Source organism: Vibrio sp. 1069 (genome assembly GCF_033340555.1).
The window spans coordinates 489,202-513,463 of record NZ_JAWOWP010000001.1 but is presented as its reverse complement, the minus strand read 5'-3'; the positions used below and the strand labels follow the sequence as shown (position 1 = coordinate 513,463).

10 protein-coding genes are annotated in these 24,262 nt (G+C 43.7%); 1 reads left to right on the top strand and 9 read right to left on the bottom strand.

Going from position 1 to position 24,262, the window contains the following annotated elements; genetic code table 11:
• Nucleotides 1–141 precede the first annotated feature (141 nt).
• The 7 genes from R7040_RS02230 to R7040_RS02200 all read right to left on the bottom strand — a co-directional run bounded on the left by R7040_RS02230 (nt 142) and on the right by R7040_RS02200 (nt 20,123).
• Nucleotides 142–984 carry a phosphate ABC transporter substrate-binding protein gene (locus R7040_RS02230; RefSeq protein ID WP_318081196.1) on the bottom strand — a complete coding sequence of 281 codons (843 nt, stop codon included), beginning with the start codon at nt 982–984 and terminating at the stop codon, nt 142–144.
• Nucleotides 974–1,594, bottom strand: coding sequence for an OmpA family protein (locus R7040_RS02225; RefSeq protein WP_005377755.1), 621 nt, complete (start codon nt 1,592–1,594; stop codon nt 974–976). Before R7040_RS02225 ends, R7040_RS02230 begins: the two co-directional genes overlap by 11 nt.
• Nucleotides 1,587–2,900, bottom strand: a complete 1,314-nt coding sequence (locus R7040_RS02220) for a TolC family outer membrane protein (RefSeq protein ID WP_213899330.1) — start codon at nt 2,898–2,900, stop codon at nt 1,587–1,589. The genes R7040_RS02225 and R7040_RS02220 overlap by 8 nt, the downstream gene beginning before the upstream one ends.
• 15 nt (nt 2,901–2,915) lie before the next feature.
• The gene (locus R7040_RS02215; RefSeq protein WP_318081195.1) at nt 2,916–4,229 is read right to left on the bottom strand and encodes an HlyD family type I secretion periplasmic adaptor subunit; all 1,314 of its coding nucleotides are present in this window, start codon (nt 4,227–4,229) and stop codon (nt 2,916–2,918) included.
• Nucleotides 4,226–6,397 carry a type I secretion system permease/ATPase gene (locus R7040_RS02210; protein ID WP_258481441.1) on the bottom strand — a complete coding sequence of 724 codons (2,172 nt, stop codon included), beginning with the start codon at nt 6,395–6,397 and terminating at the stop codon, nt 4,226–4,228. Before R7040_RS02210 ends, R7040_RS02215 begins: the two co-directional genes overlap by 4 nt.
• On the bottom strand, nt 6,394–18,534 hold the full coding sequence (locus R7040_RS02205; protein WP_318095329.1) for an Ig-like domain-containing protein: 12,141 nt from the start codon (nt 18,532–18,534) through the stop codon (nt 6,394–6,396). Before R7040_RS02205 ends, R7040_RS02210 begins: the two co-directional genes overlap by 4 nt.
• Nucleotides 18,535–18,686: 152 nt before the next feature.
• Nucleotides 18,687–20,123: an arylsulfatase gene (locus R7040_RS02200; protein WP_232284621.1), complete on the bottom strand. Its 1,437-nt coding sequence runs from the start codon at nt 20,121–20,123 to the stop codon at nt 18,687–18,689.
• A gap of 247 nt (nt 20,124–20,370) precedes the next feature.
• On the opposite strand from R7040_RS02200, the gene R7040_RS02195 reads away from it, so the two are divergent.
• Nucleotides 20,371–21,888 (top strand): arylsulfatase, encoded by a 1,518-nt coding sequence (locus R7040_RS02195; protein WP_005377761.1) that lies wholly within the window; start codon nt 20,371–20,373, stop codon nt 21,886–21,888.
• 107 nt (nt 21,889–21,995) lie between these two features.
• On the opposite strand, the gene R7040_RS02190 is transcribed toward R7040_RS02195, so the two are convergent.
• Both R7040_RS02190 and R7040_RS02185 read right to left on the bottom strand, forming a co-directional pair.
• The gene (locus R7040_RS02190; RefSeq protein ID WP_005377762.1) at nt 21,996–22,994 is read right to left on the bottom strand and encodes an HAD family hydrolase; all 999 of its coding nucleotides are present in this window, start codon (nt 22,992–22,994) and stop codon (nt 21,996–21,998) included.
• 162 nt (nt 22,995–23,156) lie between these two features.
• Nucleotides 23,157–24,254 (bottom strand): hypothetical protein, encoded by a 1,098-nt coding sequence (locus R7040_RS02185; RefSeq protein ID WP_005377763.1) that lies wholly within the window; start codon nt 24,252–24,254, stop codon nt 23,157–23,159.
• Nucleotides 24,255–24,262 lie beyond the last annotated feature (8 nt).

The following is a 24,262-nucleotide window of genomic DNA, read 5'->3' as shown; positions in this document are numbered from 1 at the left end:
CACAATGATAGAAAAATTACCAACAAAACCACTTATAACCAACTCAATTGACCAAAAGTTAACCAAAGATAAATGAGCAGCAAGGCAAAACTTCCTAGGACGGTACGTTCACTCAAGCCCACATAGTTAGGCGTATGAAGTTTATTTATACCCATTTAAAACAACTGGCTCATCTAGCCCTAACTTCACTCTATTTATTTTAATAAGCGCTTTTGGTAGTGGAATAAACCCAGCATTTCGTACCTGTTGTGTATTGTTGTCGGTTGTAAGGAGTTCAAATAGCTTTGATTTTTTGATCTTCTGATTAGTGTCGAATTGTTTATTTATATAAACGTAATAGACCACGGAAAGTGGATAGCGAAGAGAATAGATGCAATCTGTGCTCAAAGAGCATGAGTCATCGTTATGATGAACAGAGAGAGCCTTGTAGCTCGACCACTGTTCTGAGTATTTAAAATCGGAGTATCGCATATAAGCTTTGGCTGAAAAGTCGTCACTTAAAGCCCGTTTCAATCGGTCTTCATCAAGCATTTGAATCGATGATTGACAACCATTAGAGCTCACATCTGGGTTACTTAAACGCATCTCCCCGAAAGCATACGTATTTGCATCACAGCGTTTCAATTCACTAACGGAAACACTATCTACCGTACTCTTTTGACTATTGATTACGACAATAGCGTTTGCCATTAAAAACAAACGTGTAGGCCTGTGGCCTCTTTCTCGTTGAAATCGGGAGATGTTTTCATCTGACCATTTCTTAGATGTGATCGCAATAGAGGCTCCGTCATTTAGCATGTCGTTAAAACCACCAGACTGAGATGCAAGCGCTACATTTACACTTGGCTCATCTATCAATGTTTCTATCGTTTCTAGTATCTCTGGTTCGACAAAAATCGATGTTCGAGCCTCAGAGTCAGCAAATGCCAGCGGTGAAATCAAACATGAAGCTAGAGCAAAGAAAGGCAAGACTTTAATTTTCATAATTCAACTCCAACTTCGAATTAGGTGTCAACTCGCTGTCCGAACTAAATATAGTCCACGCTTGTTCAGTACTTTCAGCTTTCGTGTTTACAACAGCAATTGTGCGCCTTTCCCGTTTTTTTAGTTGTACCGTCAATGCCGTATTCTGATAAAACTCTTGCTCTTCAATTCGATTGTCTTGAATTCCGTTTCTCACTAGCAATTCTCGTATAGCTGCCGTTCTTTTCTTTGCCAACGCTTTGTTGTATTCGAGTGACGCTTCAGGGCTTGTGTCTCCTATCAGTATGACTTGCGCATTTGGGTTACTCTGAAGCAATGCTTTCAACTCGCTTAGCGGCATATCATGAGATGGCGTTACCTGATGCTCATCCATCGCAAAGAAAAAACTGATCAGGTGTGTCTGCGAGTCGTTGACCCAATTCGCACAGCCCTCACTGTCAACAACGACACCTTTTGGCGTATCTGCGCAGTTATCTCGTTGGTTTATCACACCATCACTATCATTGTCTTTAAGGTCGTTGTACTGGTAAGTGGTCAACGTCGTATCCGGTGATTCAGCACAGCCCGCTAACATGAAAACTAGAAGACTCGTCACTGCGAATTTATCCATTATTGTTCTCCTTCCAGTTCTCTGGATACTCAACTCGCAACGCATAAGTCAGAATCCCCATCGAGTTGAATAAACGGTAAGTGGCAACCAAATGATCGTACTTTGTTCGGGTGTAGTTCCGTCTCGCAACAAACGTTTCAACTTTGGCATCTAATACATCTAACAAACTGCGTCGCCCTACATTGAACTGCTGGATGTACCCTAATTCAGTTACTTTCGCCGCATCAACGTTGACTTTTAAAAACTCCATTTGCTGTTGAAGCAATGTATGTGCGTCCCATGCCAGCCTTACACCTTCATTCGCATCTAGTTCTGCATTTGCTCGAATAGCCCTCGCCTCCTCAACTCTCCAGGCGGATGACTCCACTCGGGAGTCTGTAGAAAAGCCGTTAAAAAGATCGTAGTTGACCGTCAGCATAACCTTTGCATCTTCGTTAATGCCTTCAATATTATCCACGTTGTCTGTTTTGTTGGCTGACAGCTCAAGCTTGAGCTCTGGGTAGTAATCCCCCTTTTCTCTTTTTACTTCATGTCGAGCCGCCTCTAAATCTTTCATCGCCGACTGTATGGATGGGTGCAGCCTAACCGCTTGTTTGAGTGCTTCGTCAAGCTTATTCGGAAGCAATTCCTGCGGGTAAACAGGCTCAACTAAGTTTTGCGGCGCTCGACCAACCAAACGTACAAATCTTGTTCTAGCATCGGAAAGATTGTTTTGGGCGGCAATCAATGAGGACTGTGTTGTCGCGACACGCGAAGAAACCTGTGCTAAATCGGAGTTGCTGGTTAAACCTTTTTCTTTTTTATCTAGAATGAAACGGTAGATCTCTTGGTGTTCACTTAGGTTTCTTTCTGTCAGTTTCATCAACTCTCGGGCATGTAAAACATCCACATACGCTCTGACAGTATCTAATGCAACATTTTCCGCAGATGCCAATAAGTCCAAGCGTTCAGCTTCAGCCTCGTAAGATAGGCGATCAACATCAGCACTTGTTTTAAATCCATCAAATAACAGTTGGGAGATTCTTACGCCCATCTCCGTTCTTTCTAATGTTCTATCTTCACTGTCGATGTAGTTTCCGTTGTTATATCGAGTACCTTCGTACCCTGCTGCTGCATACAAATTAACCTGAGGAAGAAATGAACCATTTATGGCATTTCGGTCTCGTACCATCGACTCATAGCGAGAATAGCGAGCAAGCAAACTGGGGGAGCTATCGAGAGATAACGTAACTGACTCTTCTAAAGTCAAAGCGTTTGGCGACGATGATACTGCAAACAAGACCAATAACGTTGATTTAAGCCGCATCTTATATCCTTATGTCTATCTTTCTCTGAGCGAATTCTCTTTCGCACGTAATATAGGTTTTAACCAATAATTCAGTACTGTTTTTTCTCCTGTAAGAATGTCTACCACAACCTGCATTCCCGGGATGATCGTAAACTTATCATCAACCTTGAAAGTAACGTTGGCACGGTAGTAGGCATTGCCCTCTTCATTTTGAAGTGCATCGGCGCTTACGTAGGTCACTTCTCCTTCTAGGCCTCCGTAAATGACAAAGTCATAGGCAGACAACTTTACCGTTGCCGGCAGGCCAGGCCTTATGAAGGCGATATTCTGAGGAGAAATTCTCGCTTCAACGATTAACGTGCTATTACGAGGGACTATTTCTAAAATAGGCTCACCCGGCTTAACCACACCTCCGATGGTTCTGACAAAAACATCTTTGATGGTTCCATCGACCGGAGAAAGTAACTGCGTTCGATTCAACTGATCCGCAATCGCCTGACGACTTTCATTGAGCTGCGCTAGTTGCGTCACAACTTCATTGAGCTGCCCTTGTGCCTCTGCCCTAAAAGCAAGCGCAGTACCACGATAATCTGCGATGGATTCAGAATACACAGCCCTTTGCTTTTGGGCAGCAGCTCGTGAACTCGCGATGTCTCCTTTGAGCTTTATAACGTCTCTATTCAGTTTTAATAATTCCACTTCAGCCACCGCGCCACTAGAAACCACCTCTCTCAACATATCTCGCTCTTTCGAGACAATAACCAGACTGCTTTTTAGTGTTTGAATGGTATTCAAGGTATCTAGATAAGCTTGCGATTGTTGCTCAATTCGCAATTTAGCCTCCTCCAGCTCAGACTCCAGTTGGCTCAACCGCTCAAGATAGTTTGCTTTGGCATTCAGATAGGCAGAGTGGCCGGTCATCGAAATATCAAATGTCTGAGGCTCGATACTCACTTGTTGTTTCCAATCCAGTTGGAGGCTATTCACTTTTACCGTTTCTAATTCAATTTGAAGCCTCTGCTTTCTGGCGAGCAAAGATTCAACTTGTTCAGAGGTCTCCGAATAGGTCGACTTAAACCTTGTATCATCCAGAATAGCGATGGTTTGCCCCTTAGTGACGCTTTCACCAGGCATGACAAGTAACTCCTTTAGAATGCCTCCCTCTAAGCTCTGAATCGTCTGAACAGACAAAGTAGGAACAACCTTTCCTTCGCCGACAACCACTTCGTCTAACCTCGCCCACGAGGCCCAAATAATCACACTTAGCACTAACGCGGCAGACAACCAAATCAACGTTCTCGAACGGTTTGCTAAATGAGCATTACTCCAACGAACTGTGCTCATCATTGACCTCCTTCGCGTACAATTGATACTGCGCGTACTCTGTTCGTTTTCGCGTTAGACTGTTGTTTAGCAAAAATTTCTTGGGGCGATCCTTCCCTCAAAATTGTGCCTTTATCAAGCACAACAATTCGATCACAAAGCGATAATAAGGAATGTTTATGAGAGCTAATAATCATCGTCGTCGAGTGCGGCAACGATTTGAGAGCATTAAACAATGCATTCTCAGCAGGCTGGTCTAAGGAACTGGTTGGCTCGTCTAAAATTAATGCTGCTGGGTTTCGATAAAAAGCTCTTGAAATCGCTACAGCTTGCCTTTGCCCCCCCGACAAATAACGCCCTCCTTCTCCGACTTGCGTTTCTAGACCATGAGGAAGGCGACTCATGTACTGGTTCAAACCCGATAATTCTATCGCACGGCGTAATCGTTCTTGATCAATAACATGATGTCCTAATACTATGTTTTCCATAATGCTGCCGTATATAAGATGCGAATCTTGGCCAACCCAACCCGTTTTCTCTCTTATCAATTCGGCGGGCCAAAGCTGACTGTCAATGTCATCAAAATAAACGCTACCCTGTAAGGCACTGAGTTGATTGGTAATAATAGAAAGGAGTGTAGACTTTCCTGCTCCTGCACTACCAATAACGCCAACGCGTTCGCCTTGCTTGATAGTAAGATTAATATCTCTCAAACATGGCATATCAACATCTGGGTATTGGAAGCTCACGTTTTCTAAACGTATATTCCCTGTAAATTCGGCAGACGTAATGACCTGACTGCGTTGCGCCTCCTGAGGTAAAGACATGATAGAATTTAAGCCTTCAACCGCTGTTTTTGTCTGTTGATAGCGAAGTAACAGCATAGCTAACTGGTTAATCGCCCCTGCAGCACGACCGCTAAGCATGACAATAGCAATGAGCCCCCCCATGCTGAGCAATCCCTCAGAAATTCTGTACACGCCTGTTACAAGTAACATTACGGTAATTATCTGCTGGCTAGATTGAATGGAGTAAGCAACGATATTCGAATAGTTTCGCGATTGATTTTGCCAATCAGAAAGCATGGATACCGTTTGCTCCCAACGCTTTTGTGCTTCTCCCGTAGCGTTATTTTGCTTAATCTCTTTTAAAGAGGACAATGAATCAAACAAGTGAGCTTGTCGCTTCATGGATAGTGCAGCACTTTCCGTATGTGATTGTTCTATTTTTGCTTTTACCGCAAAGCCAAGGATCAGCAGGATAAACATGACGGCAATAGGTATGAACATCATTGCCCCACCTAGCCAACCTATTAAGACTAAAAATAACAACGTAAATGGGAGATCAACTAAGGTCACAAGAGATGCAGAAGTAAAAAAATCGCGAACACTATCAAAATCTTGTAGTTGTCGAGCGAATGCACCGACTGATGCAGGACGGTGTTCAAGTTTCATCCCCATAACTTTAGAAAAAAGTATCGAAGAAAGCTTGTTATCGATGTACTTACCCGCGGTATCAGTGACAACTCCCCTTGCTTTACGCAATAGCCAATCAAAAATAATGATGACGGAGACACCAGCGACCAAAACCCATAATGTACTGAAAGCTTGATTAGGCACTACACGATCGTAAACGTTCATAGTGAAAAGCGGAATAACTAGCGCTAGCGTATTGATAAGGAAAGAGGCAATCAAAAGATCTCGATACCACGGAGACATTTCTTTCACTACGGCGAAAAGCCAATGTTCATTATAATCCGCTTGAATAGAACTTATCCGTTTGTCCAGCTCTGGACGCATAGAAACTTGCCATGCTTGAGGCTGGAATTGATTATGCAGCTCCTCGCTCGTGACGTATTGCGTTTCACCTTGATCTTCACTAAATAACGTGACTTGATAATCGCTGTTATGTCGCTCAGATATAATAGCGGGTTGTAACGTCTTCCTATTGATTACCACCAATGGAAAGCTCAACATTGCGGTGGATTTTAAATCGATTAATGTGAGTTCAAGATCGGCTCGCTCAGCGGCTCTGATGAATAAGTCACTATCCAATCTACCCTCAACAAGAGGTAATCCAGAAAGCACCTTTTTTGTATGGTGTCTAACCTCAAAATAACGCATCAACCAAGTTAACGATTGCCCCCAAGGATCGTTAGTCAGCTCACTTGATGAGGATGAGTGATGCTTCATGACATACCACCTACTAGCAAGTTGTTGTCATCAATCATCTTCTGTAAGACATTTTCTTCGGCTACGCCAGTCGAGTCACCTTTGTAAAGCTGATCAAGAGTGACGCCCTGCATAAGAATCTGTTGTTTTGTCCCCGTCTCTTCTGGTTTTATGTGAAGCGTTACGCCATCATCATTCTCTGTTAAATCGAGCTTATTATCGACTTCTGTTATCGAGGTAGCGGTGATTATCGAGGCGATGTCAATTGTGTCATTATCATCACCAATAACGGATATTTGGAAATCGTTGATCACATCGTACGAGGGCTTTAACTCGTTACCGAGCCCTGAACTGTCAAACTGGAATACATCGCTGCCACTTCCTCCAATAAGCAAATCATTAGCATCTGTCGCAAGTAATGTTTGGCCCCCTTCTTCCACTAAGGTAACATTGACTGTCTGAGCAGCACCTTCTGCGACTGTAGCACCCAGTGCTGCAATCGGTTTTATCGACAACGTAAAATCACTTGCACCGCTAAACCCGCCAACGATGGAAAGATCAGCGACATCCTCTTGATCAACAGTATAAATGCCGTTCAATCTTTCACCATGACTCAACTCTAGATCTGTTGGTAATCCGCGAATCTCCACACTTCCAAACTCTTCGGGTGCAGGATTGACTAAATTCATGCTCAACCCCAAAGGAATACTCCCAGACGCTTCAGACACAATAGACTGATAATCGGCCGTTAGTGTTGGCTCATCAGCTTCAGGGGTAACAACAATGGTTAGATCGGTAGTTTGCACATCTCCAAAATCGGTTTCGAGTGTCTCTGACACTATCGCTTGATCAAACGTTCTAACATTGAGAGCAACATCCATCGTTCCAAATGCATCCTTCGGAATGAACTCCAAACCTGACACTTCATTTGCTCGCACTAATACCGTCGCCACGGCATTGCCCGCCTCATCGAAGGTAAAGGATGAGAATTGAGTTCCAATACGAATCCTACCTAAGCCTTCCAATGCAGAGGGTTCAGAGCTTGCTTTGATCAACATCGACACTTCTATATATTCGTTGCTATTTGTTTCAAAACCGCTCGCTAAAAAGTCAATCGAAATGGAATCACCTTCATCTCCAGTGAACGTGTTAGAGGTTGTATTCAACGATACATCATCGCCAATCGGTTTTACGCCGACGTTGAACTGAGAAGTGGTATAGTTATAGTCGTTTGATCCAGACTCTTGGGTAATAGCTTGCAGTGTTAATGAAATATCCCCACTAAAATCTAGTGGCGGTAGAAAGTAAACCTTATCAAGTTGTGCTTGAGTTAGCTGCCACTCCTTGCTCTCACCATCCGTTGAACCGTTATCAGGGAGCAATTCGAACGTCCCATTATTGTCCCAAACCAACACGGCTCCGTCTGGCACTCCTGTCATGACCAAAGACATCGACTCAGAACCATCTTGATCGATTAATGATGCAGATAAGTTTCCTAAATAAATATAATTATCTTCATTACCAACTACGTCTTCTGTTTCCAGAACCGCTTTATCAACCACTGGGGCAATGGTAACGGTAACTTCTGTTGATTTAGTTTGAGTATCTTTCGCATTGTCAGTACTTAAACAACTTCCCGTGACTTCATCAGTAATGTTTGCGTCAACGGAAATAACAAGCTCTCCACTGTAGTTTTCAGGTGGGATTAACTGAATTTCGTTTAGACGCGTAACATCTGTCACTACCCATGTTCCATCACCGTTGTCAATGAGTAGGCTCGGGTCCACGGCAGTAAACCGCGCATTCTCGTCAGACACAGATAAAGAAACCCAATTGACACTTTCAAGGCCAGTCGCTGCGTCACCTTCTCCAGTAATGGACTGCATTGGCCCTTCACTATCGCCCAATACAAGAGCAAGATTCAGGTTGGTTATAGTATCTTCTTGAACCGTAACTTGGCTTGGTGCTATCGCGATATCATCGACAACAGGAGAGATTTGTACCGTAATGGTCTGAGCGGTTGTTTTCGAGTCACCATCGCATGGGGCCGTTTCTGTCACTTCTAAATTGAAAGTAATGCATCCAGCAAAGTCCTCATCCACGCCAGTAAGCGTCAAAGAAGACAATCCAGCGCTAGAAATTGAATAACCCAACAGATTGCCCGCATTATCATAAGCAGGTATCACACCTTCGCCAGTAAGCTCGACTCCTTCAGGTAAAGAATCTGCGGCGACAAAGAAGGAAACTAAGTTACCGTCACTACTCGCTACATCAGGGTTTAAAAACGCCCCAATTGAGACATCTTCACCTTCTTTACCTACAATATCCCCACTTTGAACGCTTCCTGGTTCACCAGGATCAGCACACTGGTCTCCATCTCCTTCATGGCCAGTAATTTGAATTTGGAACTGACCAGTGATGTATTGAGCATCCGTTCCATCTCGAACATACGCTAACACATTCACATCAAGTATCTCTGTGTTAGATGGGCTATAAATCGATGCGCTAGCAAGCAAATCTTGAGCGGTTTCCAACACGCTATCACTTGTGATTCCTTCCATTGGAATCAGCCAGTTCCCATCGGCATCTTGAGAAGCACCGTTCGGATGAGTAACAATGAGGTCTTGACCCTGCGGTATCTGTAAAACGATGTAATCGAGATACTCTGAACCATCAATATCCGCTTCTGTAAATGTAATGCCTCCACTCACGTCGACAGCAGACCCATCCGTACTTGTGAATACTTCAGTCGCGCCTTCTAAACGTGTTTTGTCAATATCTTCATTACCAATATCCACTTTGCCAGAAACCACGACGCTCAAAGAGCCATGGATTGCCTTTACATCAGTCTCCATCGTCGGAGACGTGTCTGTCACTTCGTACTGAACTTCCAGGCTAAACGTCCCACTTAGGTCTTCATTAGCTTTTACAGTGATTCGTCCACTGTTTAACAACTCAGATAATGTTGCCGAGCTACCATCGAGTAGTTCATTGAGTTCTAACGGTAAATTACTTTCCTCTACTGCATTACCATCAAAGTAAAGTGTTAAGCCATCTGGAATGGATACAATGGTGTATCCTGTCAAGGACTCACTAGAATCTATATCTTGATTAACGACAGGCTCAAGATTTAGTGTGATGAAATTGTCCTCAATACCATTGCTTTGTAATTCTTGACCGTCAGTTTGATCAACAATAGGTGAGATTTCCATTTCCACTTTAAGAGGGGTTTCAGCAGAATCACCATCCGGCTCTGTTGAAACGACGATAACATCCATGCTCAGTGTTCCACTAAAATCTTGCTCTGTTTTGAGGTAAGTGTTTTCAAGAACAGCGTTTGAGACCTGATAAACTGGCCCCGTTATTGGGTCCACGTAAGCAATTGGAAGAACAATAGGGTCACCATTTACATCTGTCAGTTGTGTTCCCAAAGGGATGTTCTGAAGCAAGATATTAATTTCTTCTGATAGGTCGTCGTCTGATGTCTGGATGATAAAATCCAGTTGTATCAGGTTATCTTCGTCTAACGTAGAGAGATTACTAATTACTTTAGTCGCTTGATCATATTGCCAATTCCCCTGTCCACCATCTAGGACAATTGGTTCATCGACCACGCCTTTTAGCTTAATGTCAATGGTTGCAAATTGGCTCTCGGCGGTTTCATTAAGAGGTGCTAAGCCATCAATAGTCGACTCTGTTGAAATGGCGGTTACTTGAAGGGATAGAGATTCAGTAAATGAGCTGATATCCGATTTTGGTTGAAGTAACGCCTCTGAATTGGCTAGAGCATTGGAGGTCACTAGGTAGGTATTAATACCGATAAGCGTAATCCCAGCTCCGACAGGCAATGTCCAACCATCTTGAACTTCTATGCGATAAGACAGAGACTCCGAGCCATCTGTGTCAGTGAGCCGCCCTAAGATGTACTCTTTTAAGTCAATCGCTTGGTCTTCAAGCCCCTGAATGTTTTTAACGGTCAGCGTAGGCACATCGGCATCTGGAGATATATCGATAACAACTTGCTCAGTGATCTCCGCTGTTTTATCTTGCTCATCGGCAAACACACTACCCGACTCAGTCGTTACTGCCGTTACATCAAAAGTAAATCTTCCGGCTAAGTTTTCGTTAGATGTGATTTCAATTTGATCTAACTCGGATTGGCTATACGCTTTCCCTTCCTCAATAGCACTTCCGTTAAGTGTTAATATAAGTCCATCTGGAATATTCGAAATTTGGTAGTGGAGCGTTTCAGAACCGTCTTGGTCAAACTTTTCAGCGACAATATTGAGTGAAAGTGATTCAGCGGAATCTTCAACACTTTGATAAGAAAAGTCCGAATCATTAGACCACTCTGGCAAATCTGCAACCGGTAAAACGTTAACATTTAACGTATTATTGCCTTGTAATACAAAACCATCTGGTTCGACATCAGATACGATTAATGCAGACACTGCTAAAGAAACTTTGATAGTGTTGCCCGACAGGTTTAGTGCTGGTTGATAAGTGAGATCACCATTTGGAACAGTGAATATACCCACCCCCATTAGCTCTGTACCAGAAAGACTAATAAATCCGTCATTATCATCATCTTCAAGGCGCGCTCCGTCTAAAAACAGAGCCCCTCCTTGTAGAGATTCAACAGAGATCCTTATCGCTTCAACACGCTCATTATTCTCCGTATCCCCAGGAGAAACTCTAATCGGTAACGCGACTGGCGTAGGGTCTCCACTATTATTCGCGCCATTATCTTCTAACGTATCTACATTAACGGTTCGAATAAAGCCCCTAGCATCATCAAGAATTAATTGAGCTTCACTGCTTGCTTGGTCACCGTCTGCATCCGTCACAGTTATCGTTAGATCATCAAGCAAACCACCTACAGGCGTATTAACAATAAGCTCGGTAGTTAGCGTAAATGTCCCATCTTGAGCAATAGTCAGCGTTCCATATTTTAAGTTACCATCACTACTATTGATTAAATCGATGGTCCAAGCATCATTGCTAAATACCGAACTCGCCGTATCGTATGTTTCACCTGCATAGGTCAAACTTGAAATCAACGTGCCATCTGAACTGATTAAGTCGGCATTATTGCTAAACCAGTTTCCCGAAAACTCATCCCCCTCGGTAAGTTCAATTTCTATTGGTGAGCTTGTGTCTTCGGGGATATCATCCACTACACTAACGGTATATATCTCAGCTTCAGACTGGTCGCCATCCTTATCAACGGCATAAATTGAAAAACTGAGTTCTAATGTGTTCTCGTCCGCTGGAACACCGTCAGGTTCATCGTGTTCAAGTGCACGGTATAGATCAAACTCGACAGTCCCATCGGTATTAAATCTAATTCTAAAGACGTCTTGCTCGCTTTCATCTCTTGCATATAACCAACCATTCGAGTCCGGTGAATCAAGCGCAACCAGGCTGCCACTACTTGTTTTATAGCCGAGCGCATTGAACATATCGATATTCACGCTCACACTGGCGATAGAGTCTGAACCTTGTAATAGCGTAATGGATGGTGACGAGCCCTCGATGCCAGAATCAAGCGAATCATCATTCAACCCGCTTTCATTGACTGTGATTCCCTCTGTAATTACTAGTTCCGGAAACAAGCCATCATAGACCAGTATGTTGGACTCCGTAGAGATCTCGCTTCCATCAGAATCTCTCGCCACGATGGGCATAGAGATCGACAATTGCGTCCCATCACCTAAAACATGGTCAAGCGAGTGATAAAGCTCTACAGTTACATTAACGGTAGACGTATCATTTGATGGCAAAGAGAAGTCACTAGGTAACGTGACCCTAAATACAACGTCTCCAGTGTCTGAAATTACGTCAAAGCTTCCATCATTGTTATCGTACCAAGTGACAGCCTCTCCGTTATAAGTAACAGCATCACCAAGTGTAGTTTTGACAGTATCTCCATCATTTATGTCAACACCCAGATACACAATCGGATCGAATGATGACGTAACTATCACATCCGTATTCGCTATGGCTGAAACCCCATCAGGAGCAATGTTTGTATCGACAGGTGTTTCGGTTAACTCGACATTGCCACTATTGATTAACGCTTGTCCATTGTCGTTATCTATCACATTAATGTCTAAAACGACCGACGTGTTATCTTGGTCTGAGTCCATTGCAGTAACAACGAGAGGTACGTTTGGATCAGTATTTTCTTGTTGGTCGAGAGCCTGAAAAAGCTCAAAGGAGTAGGTAATGTCGCCATTTGTATCAATAGGTAATGGAGCATTGAGGATAGCTTGAAAGATGGGAATCTGAGTTTGCCCATCTTCGTCAAGAATATAACCATCAAGTGTTTTGCCATCCGCAGAGACTTGATAAAGCACAACTTGTTCACCACTCGTCAACAAGGGTTGTTCAGAGACGATGAACGACAAAGATTCGAGGTAATCACTGCCAACCTCAACTTGAAAATTCCCTGAGCTCAACACACCTCCATTTGCGAGATCAGATTCTTTTACTTCTACCCCATTCAAATTATTTAAAGTTGGGTCTGCGCCATCCTTTAGAACATAGTCAATTTCATTCTCTACAAGCGGTGTGGCATCTAAATCTACGCCACCAATGGTCAACGGGAAAGTGACCGTATCACTGCTATTGAATTGATCGATAGGGTGCTCAAGAGTAAGCGAAATTGAAGCTAATACATCGTTACCCGATTCAACGCCACTCAATGTTAACGTAAATACAGTGACACCATTGGCAAATGCTGTAATTTGCTTTCCACTGGAGCTTAACGTGTAGCTAAGCTCATTATCAGAGACTGAGCTTGTAAGCCCTAATGCTTCTAACTTAGTAATAGATGACCCACCGAAATACAAACTACTCGGATCCGGATTGTCAGATCCCGCGACAATATTAACAGTTCCTTCAAAGTTCAATATCGGGCCATCCAAAGGGACTTCTGTTACGTCTATAGTCGCATTGCCTACGTAACCTGCTTGTCCATCACTAATATCAATCGTCGCGTTAGCCAAGCCATAGTCTTGGGAGTCATCTGCAGCTAAATAGCTGAAAGAAACACTTTGCTCGACCGAATGATCTAGGTTTCGACCTGCATCAAACTGCCAAGAGCCATCAGAAAATACGGTTAATTCGCCTTTTTCTAAACTAAAACTTACGGATCCCCCCTCTAGAATTGACTTCTGCTCCCCGCCAGCCTCTACAAATTTCACATAAAGTGTTCCATCAAGATCAATATCATTTTCAAGTAGATTGCCCGTAATTGTTTGATCTTCTACGACTGAGTATGTGTCATCTCTAATCACCGGATCAGAGTCATAAATAGTAATCGTTAACGGTGCCACAACCGTCTCTTGTGTACCGTCAGCATCACTTTGAATGCTTTCAACCAATACGTTAGTCACCAGCTCATCTTGACCTACACCATGATCAATCGCTTCATAAAAAGTAATTTGAACCGTACCATCATCATTGACCTCTGCAGAGAAAACTAATCGGTCGTCAGTCGATGTTCCTTGTAAGCTCAACCCATCTTCTGCAACAACAACATTAATAGATTGACCGACCGATGTAAGCGCGCTCAAACTTGGCTGCTCTGCATGCAGTGCTGGCACACCATTTTCTATGTTGATGGCTGCCGAGCTGCTTTGCTCACCAAAAAATCCAACGATGTTTTCAGAAAATACCGTTGAACCGGGTAGCACTATTGTCGGCATGGTATCGACCGCATGGTTGCCGGCGGCATCCAACACTTCAGCTTCAATGGTCCACGTGCTGTTTAGATTGAGAGTGTTTACGTCAATTCCGGTTACTGTCCACGAACCTGATGCATCAACAAGGCCAGTAAAATTCAGCGTGCTGTCTCCGTCACTTACCCGAATCATCACTGCCAGACCTTGCTCTACACCACTGGTTGTCCCTCTCATTTCCGTGACTATACCCTCACGGAAATCATCAATGGCAAGACCACCGCTAATATAAAAATCCGTATCGATATCAATGGTGGGAGCAGTGGCATCTATGGTCGTAGCCTCATCCATCGCTTTCGCTTGGTTGCCCGCCACATCATTCACGGAGGCAGATACGGTTAACGCCCCATCGGCTAACGTGGATAAGTTCGCCCCTTCGACTTGCCACATACCATCAACGACAACGGTATTGAACGAGAGCATCACCCCCAAGCTGTCTTGAACCGTGACAGAAACCGTCTGACCATTTTCAACATCACTGACTTGCCCTGACAAAGTGACAGATTGGCGCTCTTCAATGTTTAAATAGCCGTCTCCGCCATCGTCAACGTCCACCGTCACACTTGCGAGCGTATCTTTGATGATGGTGTTTTCACTGGTTGCAGGGTTGCCCGCTATATCTATACTCTCAGCAACAACGGTCAGCGTACCTTCAGACAATCCAGAAAGGTCAACGTCGTCCAGAGACCAACTTCCACCAGTCACCACCGTTTCTGAGTTTATGACCGCTCCTAACGAGTCGGTTACCGTAACTTGGATACGCTGGCCATCTTCAATGTTTTCAATCGTCCCTTCGAGGCGAGTAGTCGCGATTTCGTACTGATTTAAATACTCATCCCCTCCACCATCAAAATTGACGTTCACCGTTGCAAGCGTATCTTTAATGGTCGTATCGACGGCGTTCAGGTTATTGCCATAAATGTCAGAAACCACAGAAGTCACCGTAAGCGGCCCTTCAGCAAGAGAAGACAGATCAACGCCTGATAGGGTATACGCCTCATTCTCTACGGTCGTTGTAACAGTAATGGAATTATTGAGGCTGTCGGTAATGGTGATAGTAACAAGCCACTCATCGCTTATCTTGAGTGCGTCACCTTGAATCGTGACACTAGGAACTTCAAACTGGTTTTCGTATCCATCGCCGCCATCAAGAATATCCACCGTTAAAGAGGCATCATCGTTCAAACCTTCAATTGCCTCTAAGGTAATATCCAATGTTACGGAGGTGGTGTCACCGTCTGAATCTGTTGCATTAACTAACAATGGTATATCCAGGATTTGATCTTTTGACAGATCGAAAGAGCGATATAATTCAAAGGAATACTCTATTTCACTACTCGACTCTAAAGGTAATGTGGATAATAGTTTCGATTGAAAAATATTTACTTCCACCCCACCTTCTAAGATATAGCCAGTAATTGTCGTACCGTCATCAGACAGACGGTAAAGCAACTCACTTTCACTACTCACTAATGTGGGCTGGTTTAATTCGCTAAATCGAAGAGAGTCAACATAATCACTCCCGATATCGAGTTGAAGGCTCCCAGTCTTAAAGATTGCCCCACTTTCTAGATTAATCTCCTCGATTGCAACAACAGTCAAGTTGCTCAACGTAGGATCAACACCATCTTTCAACACGAAATCAATTTCATTCTCTACAAGCGGTGTGGAGTCTAGATCTGTCCCTCCAATGGTCAGCGGGAAAGTGACCGTATCACTACTATTGAATTGATCGATAGGATGATCAAGAGTAAGCGAGATTGAAGCTAGTACATCGTTACCCGACTCAATGCTACTCAATGTTAACGTAAATACAGTCACACCATTGCCAAATGCTGTGATTTGCTTTCCACTGGAACTTAACGTGTAGCTAAGCTCATTATCAGAGACTGAGCTTGTAAGCCCTAATGCCTCTAACTTAGTAATGGATGCCCCACCAAAATACAAACTAGTCGGATCAGGGTTATCAGAGCCAGCAATCACATTAACACTGCCTTCGGTGGTTAATAATGCCTCTCCCAGAGGTACTTCTGCTGTGTTTATAGTAGCGCTGCCTACATAACCCGCTTGGCCATCTATAATGTCGATAGTTGCGGTTGCTACACCGTAATCTTTTGAATCATCGGCTGCGAGATAATCAAAAACGAGACTTTGCTCAACCGTGTGATCTAAGTTGCGACTGGCATTCAACTGCCAAGAGCCATCTGAAAATACGGTTAATTCCCCCTTCTCTAGACTAAAACTTACTGAGCCACCATCAGGGACAGACTGGATCTCTCCTCCGGCTCTGACATATCGAATGTACAAGTCACCATCAATATCAATGTCATTCTCCAGTACATTGCCAGAAATGACTTGGCCTTCGGTTACACTATATGACTCATTTGCGATCACTGGATCGGCATCAAGGATGGCGATTTCTAGGGGGGCCACAACCGTTTCTTGTGTACCATCAGCATCACTTTGAGTGCTTTCAACCAATACGTTAGTCACCAGCTCATCTTGACCTACACCATGATCAATCGCTTCATAAAAAGTAATTTGAACCGTACCATCATCATTGACCTCTGCAGAGAAAACTAATCGGTCGTCAGTCGATGTTCCTTGTAAGCTCAACCCATCTTCTGCAACAACAACATTAATAGATTGACCGACCGATGTAAGCGCGCTCAAACTTGGCTGCTCTGCATGCAGTGCTGGCACACCATTTTCTATGTTGATGGCTGCCGAGCTGCTTTGCTCACCAAAAAATCCAACGATGTTTTCAGAAAATACCGTTGAACCGGGTAGCACTATTGTCGGCATGGTATCGACCGCATGGTTGCCGGCGGCATCCAACACTTCAGCTTCAATGGTCCACGTGCTGTTTAGATTGAGAGTGTTTACGTCAATTCCGGTTACTGTCCACGAACCTGATGCATCAACAAGGCCAGTAAAATTCAGCGTGCTGTCTCCGTCACTTACCCGAATCATCACTGCCAGACCTTGCTCTACACCACTGGTTGTCCCTCTCATTTCCGTGACTATACCCTCACGGAAATCATCAATGGCAAGACCACCGCTAATATAAAAATCCGTATCGATATCAATGGTGGGAGCAGTGGCATCTATGGTCGTAGCCTCATCCATCGCTTTCGCTTGGTTGCCCGCCACATCATTCACGGAGGCAGATACGGTTAACGCCCCATCGGCTAACGTGGATAAGTTCGCCCCTTCGACTTGCCACATACCATCAACGACAACGGTATTGAACGAGAGCATCACCCCCAAGCTGTCTTGAACCGTGACAGAAACCGTCTGACCATTTTCAACATCACTGACTTGCCCTGACAAAGTGACAGATTGGCGCTCTTCAATGTTTAAATAGCCGTCTCCGCCATCGTCAACGTCCACCGTCACACTTGCGAGCGTATCTTTGATGATGGTGTTTTCACTGGTTGCAGGGTTGCCCGCTATATCTATACTCTCAGCAACAACGGTCAGCGTACCTTCAGACAATCCAGAAAGGTCAACGTCGTCCAGAGACCAACTTCCACCAGTCACCACCGTTTCTGAGTTTATGACCGCTCCTAACGAGTCGGTTACCGTAACTTGGATACGCTGGCCATCTTCAATGTTTTCAATCGTCCCTTCGAGGCGAGTAGTCGCGATTTCGTACTGATTTAAATACTCATCCCCTCCACCATCAAAATTGACGTTCACCGTTGCAAGCGTATCTTTAATGGTCGTATCGACGGCGTTCAGGTTATTGCCATAAATGTCAGAAACCACAGAAGTCACCGTAAGCGGCCCTTCAGCAAGAGAAGACAGATCAACGCCTGATAGGGTATACGCCTCATTCTCTACGGTCGTTGTAACAGTAATGGAATTATTGAGGCTGTCGGTAATGGTGATAGTAACAAGCCACTCATCGCTTATCTTGAGTGCGTCACCTTGAATCGTGACACTAGGAACTTCAAACTGGTTTTCGTATCCATCGCCGCCATCAAGAATATCCACCGTTAATATAGCATCGGGATTCAACCGCTCAGGAGCCTGAGTCTCAGAAGTTGGGTTTTCTCTTTCTTGCACTGCTGGCCTGGTAACATAGCCATTAGAAACGAGTTGCTCAGGTAAAACTGCGCGAATATAGGCAACAAAACTTAACCCACCAGAAGACTCACTAAAATCTCGAACGCTCTGATTAAAAGTGGATTCAATACCGTTTTGAGAAGCAATTAAAAGATCATTCGAACTCGATTCATCCTCACTTGTTGTATCTTCATTAAATGCAATATCGAGAATGTCAGTATTAAGAACAACCACCTCTACTTCTGGAACTAATTGTTCGTTAGGCAACATTTGGATCCAAGAACCGTCACTTAAAACCGCCCAAAGAACATTACCGACTTGAATGTAGAGTATTGGCTGCATAATTCGCCCCATATGAAACAACGAACTTTAAGTATGGTCGACGAATGTGACTGTTCAAATGAAACTAGAAAAAACATGGCCCTAAATGGCTCTAATGAGATATTGAACCAAAAACATACCTCATGTATGCGAGAAAGAGCCATTGGGGTAAACTACTTCTGGCGTAACCCATCCACTGGAAATTGATTGAAATTCCCCTTGCTACAATCGGGCTTATATCCAAATGGAGCAGGGAAAGGAATCGTATCGCAGCTTGTTGCAACGGAAGATTCAAACTTTACTCTCTTTCCTATCATGATAGGAAATAACCATGTGGCATTATTTCTTAAATCAAACTCCTCTTTAGGGTCATCAATCAAATTGTATATTTCAGGGATCTGTAATGGGCGCCCTTTCTCCGGCATGATATCTTGATCAATAAAGTGCATCTTGTAATTTTCCCACTTATAAGCGTAGGTTTCAGAGCCATTGTTAACGATAAAACCATCTCGATTAGACTTTTCACTATCTCCCTTTAAAAAGGCCCACTGATCAATACTATCTATTGTTCTATCGCTTGGTAATTTGTATCCACCGACATGAGAAAGTGAGGCAAATAGATCCACAACATGGATAATTTCATCACTCACTCTACCCGGTTTGATGTGGTTAGGCCAAGAGGCAATAAATGGTGTTCGGAGAGACCCTTCAAGAGCCGTAAAGTACGCACCACGCCATGGCCCGCTAGAGCCTTGGTATGGCATATGCCACTCTGGACCGTTGTCAGAAAACCAAATCACTAGTGTATTGTCTTTAATTCCTGCTTTTTCTATTGCACCAATAACTTGCCCAGCTCGAAAATCTATCTCAGCTAACACATCTGAGTAATTTCCTTTGCCTGTTTTACCAATAAAATCAGGATGAGGTAGCGTCGGTAAATGTGGTTGAGTAAAAGTAATTACAGAGAAAAATGGCTTATTCTCTTTCACATTTCGATTTATAAAATCTGTGGCATGTTCAACTAGCTCACTGTCAATCGTTCTACGTGAGTCCAAATTATATTCTTTGACCCCTTTAGGGTCCTGCCCTGCTCTAGCTGAAAGGATTTGAGGTTTAGGTAATATAGCTTTATAACCGGGTTGAGAGCTATATTCTGACTCATCCGTCGTATTTGCAATGCCATACCATTCATCAAAGCCTTGATCCGTTGGAAAGCGCCCTTTTTGGTCTCCCAAATGCCATTTCCCGTAAAGGCTCGTGTTATATCCTTGTTCCTTAAACTTCTCTGCAATGGTTATTTCCCAGTTCACCATACCGTAAGGCACTCCCCAAACAACCTTATCTGTCCCAGATCTAAGCGCTCGCCTCCCCGTCATGAATGAGGAGCGAGTTGGCGTGCATTGCGGTTCCACATTAAAATTAGTAAGGCGTACACCTTCTCTAGCAAGTTGATCTAAGTTTTTAGTTTCAACACCTCTGGTACTCCCATAGGAACTTAGTTCCCCCCACCCAAGGTTATCAACCAACATTACCACGACATTTGGTGTCTCTTCCGCAACCACTTCTAACGGGATACATAGAAACAGGATAGTTGCTATTTTATTTTTCATAGTGTCGCCTTTCATTGAAATTCAATCCTGTAAGTGCGTCTTATCACACTTAAAACACACTAAAGTCTAGTCCATGTTAGTTAACATTTTTGAAAAACAGGGATTACTTGGAAGCAACAAAAAACCTCTACTATATTCAACTGACTACATTGTCTCATTTGGTGTCATCTCACTCGACTTCGCCATGATGAACACAATTAGTAACGTTATATAACGATAATGGATTCATTTATCGCGGAGGATTTTCATGCGAAACTCGATTAAAAAGGTAATGGCATTGGTCGGTACATTAGCTGCGTCCACAGCCTTTGCTGCCGATAAGCCCAACATCCTTGTGTTCTGGGGTGACGATGTAGGTGTATACAACATTAGTGCGTATCACAATGGTATGATGGGAGGGAAGACTCCTAACATTGATAAAATCGCCAATGAAGGTGCCATTTTCACAGACGCTTACGCACAACAGAGTTGTACTGCCGGACGAGCCTCATTTATTCTGGGCCAACATCCGTTTCGTACCGGTCTATTGACTATTGGTATGCCCGGCGCAAAAGAGGGTATTCAATCGAAAGATCCTACTATCGCAGAGTTACTTAAAAATCACGGCTATGTGTCTGGTCAGTTTGGTAAAAACCACCTTGGTGATCAAGATGAGCACCTACCAACTAACCATGGGTTTGATGAGTTCTTTGGTAACCTATACCATTTAAACGCGGAAGAAGAGCCTGAGTCTGAGTTTTATCCAAAAGATCCAGAGTTTCGTAAAAAATTCGGACCTCGAGGCGTGTTGAAGGCGACTGCGGATGGCAAAATCGAGGACACAGGTCCCCTTACTCGTAAGCGTATGGAAAACGTAGACCGAGAGTTCATGGATGCTAGCTTGGCATTTATGGAAAAAGCAGTAAAAGAAGACAAACCATTCTTTATTTGGCATAACTCAACCCGTATGCACGTCTGGACACATTTGAGTGAAGAATATCAAGGGAAGTCAGGTTACGGCTTATACGCCGATGGCATGATGGACCTAGATGATCAAGTAGGTGTCATGCTTGATAAACTTGAAGAGCTAGGCGTAGCAGATAACACCATTGTTGTTTTTAGTACTGATAATGGCGCTGAGAAATTTACCTGGCCAGATGGTGGTACTACACCGTTCAAGGGCGAAAAAGGTACGACTTGGGAAGGCGGATTCCGCGTTCCGATGATGGTACGCTGGCCTGGAAACATTAAACCAGGAACGGTTATCAACGATATCTTTTCACAAGAAGACTGGATGCCAACTCTACTCGCAGCTGTGGGCGAACCTGATGTGAAAGAAAAACTATTGAAGGGTCATAAAGCAGCGGGCAAAACCTTTAAAGCACATTTAGATGGCTACAACCAACTTGATCTGCTGACTGGTAAAGCTGATGAAGGCGCACGCAAAGAAATCTTTTACTTCGATGCTGGTGGTAATTTAAACGCCGTTCGTTATAAAGACTGGAAGATCCACTTCAGTATTATGGAGGGTGCCATTAATGAGGCATACCGCAAAACACCTAGTTGGCCTTTGATTGTAAACCTTCGTATGGATCCATTTGAGGTCGGTCCAGATGCAGCACTTTACGTCAGACATTTTTACGCTGATCAAATGTGGATGTTCGTTCCTGCTCAAGCTATCGTGCGTAAGTTCCTAGAGACATTTAAGGAGTTCCCTGCAACGAAAGGTAGCTCGTTAAGTATTGAAAAAGTGGTAGAAACAATGACACAGCAACCTAGAAACTAGACCCTAGGTATCGAAGCTATTGTGGAATTAACTAAGGCCTCAATTGTGAGGCCTTTTATTTCGTTGCAATTGTTTGGTTGCAGCAAGTTATGGTCAAACAAAGATTATCATTTAGTGCTCTCTTTAAACACTTGATTCCAATCTTGTTTCATATCGACAAATAGCCAACCTTGCTCTTCACCTACTTTAAACGATTTATCTAACTTACCAACATGAGAATCTTTATCATACGCCCATTCACGCTTGTCATCCGTGTGATGGATAATCGCAGAAAATCTTGGACCTGAACCTGCTTTCGTCCACTCTAACATCTGTAAATCACCATCAGAATTACCAAACGCCATTACCGGACGTTTGCCAATGAAGTTTTGAATCGTCACAGGCTTTACTGCTTTGTCATTGACAAAGTCTATTTCCGGCATGCGTTGGATGGTAGGTTTTCCATCAACACTTTGATATTCCGCCTTTAACGTCGTTCCCACGATGTTTTGCGTTGGAATGCCGTATACTTCCGGCGCCCAAACGCGCATAAATTCAATTCCGCCTCCAGAAACGATGTAGGTCTGATAGTCGTTCGCTCTTAAATAGTCGAGCAGTTCGAGCATAGGTTGATAGACCATTTCAGTGTATGGTCTACCCGTTGTTGGATGGACAGCCGTTTTCAACCATTCCTTAACTTCTTGATGAAACTGTTCAGTAGACATTCCAGAATGGGTTGCCATAACAAGCTTCATTACACCTTCGAGTCCTTGTTTACCAATCCCCTCCATGTCACCTTTTAATGCGGAAGCAAAGGGTTCGGTTGTCTTCCAATCAGGATGCTCAGAGGCCATTTCTTTTACTCTATCGATCGCAAAAAACAACTGTAGATAAACAGGCTTTTCTGCCCAAAGTGTTCCATCATTATCAAACGTCGCGATTCGTTGGCTTTCAGGCACATAGGAATCCGAACCTTGGGTCGTTGTTTTCGTAACAAACGCCACAATAGCTTGCTTAGCGTCAGTGTTGTTCCATGACGGAAGTGGATCTTGCATATCAGCAGCAACAGCATAACTAGACAGAGCAAAACCTGTTGCTAAGACAATCGTCTTTAACTTTATAGCCATCTTAATTCCTTATATTGAGGTGCTAGGTGCGAATCCAATCAAAAGTATAGTTCAATTGAAACAGGCGCATATTGAACTGACATATCCAACGGCCACCAAAGAGTGACGCCGTCACTAAATTGGTTCACTATTTTATTGAAATAGGAACATGGAATTTACCGATTAGAGTTTAAATTCATTGGCTTCAACTGATGTAGAGGCACTTTTACGTCCCTTTTTCTGATTGAGCTCTTCAATAACATAGTCGGGAGCGACCTTCGTTAGCTCTGTTAAACAGTCATCCGTTTTAGGGTTGCCGTATCTGACATAGATGTCACACACGGCATACAATTGTTCTGGAGCACCGGATATCAAATACGCTTGCTCAAAAGCGTTGACAGACTTCTTCAAGTCTAACTCTTCTTGCAGAACACCATTTAAATACCAAAAGTAACTGTTCGTCTTTGCCATCGTCGCAGCTTTGTCTATTTCAAACGCCGCTTCTTTCTTTTTGTCTAATCTAACCAAAGCGAGAGATTTAGAATAATGCAGCGAGGCATCTTCTGAATTTAGCTTGATACCCTCGTCAAGCACGTTGATAGCTTTTTGGTCTAGCTGTTGCGCTCGGAAGTTGTCTGCATAGCTTAACCAAACTTGAGGGTTGTTTGGCTCAAGCTTAGTTAACTCTGGGTATATCAGCGCCGCTTTATCCCAATCACGATGCCAACGGTAAACGTCTGCAAGTAATAACTTGGAAACATTATCGTTCTTACTGGACAAGTGTGCTGTCAGCTCTGAAACAGGCCCCTCAAGTGACTGCTGTTGCTCCGAACTCAAATTGGCGTAATCTCGAACGAGGTTAATCGCTGCTGTAATTCGCACCATGGCGGCGTCATCACTCAATAATGGTGAAATCAAACGCCAACGGTGCTCAATCATATATGGCTGTGCTCCCACGATCGCAGCTTCGCGAATACCTGCATCTTCATCCTGCAACCCACGCGCAACTGCAACCAATGCATTTTGGCTTGGATAGTTGGCTAACTCACGTAAAGCATCAATACGTTTTTCTGAAGACAACTTTTTATTTTGCGCATCATAAGACAGCTTTTCGACTCGTTGCGCCGGTGTCATTTGAGCTTCTTGTGGAGTGACAACCGTTGTCGGCGATACCTGGTCTGGGTCTAGCAATGTTGTTTCTTGTGCCACTGCTGTTTGACTCGCAGCAATGCCGATCGAGATCACGAGTAATGATTTAGAGAGCAGCTTAATTTTTTGCATTCAATAAC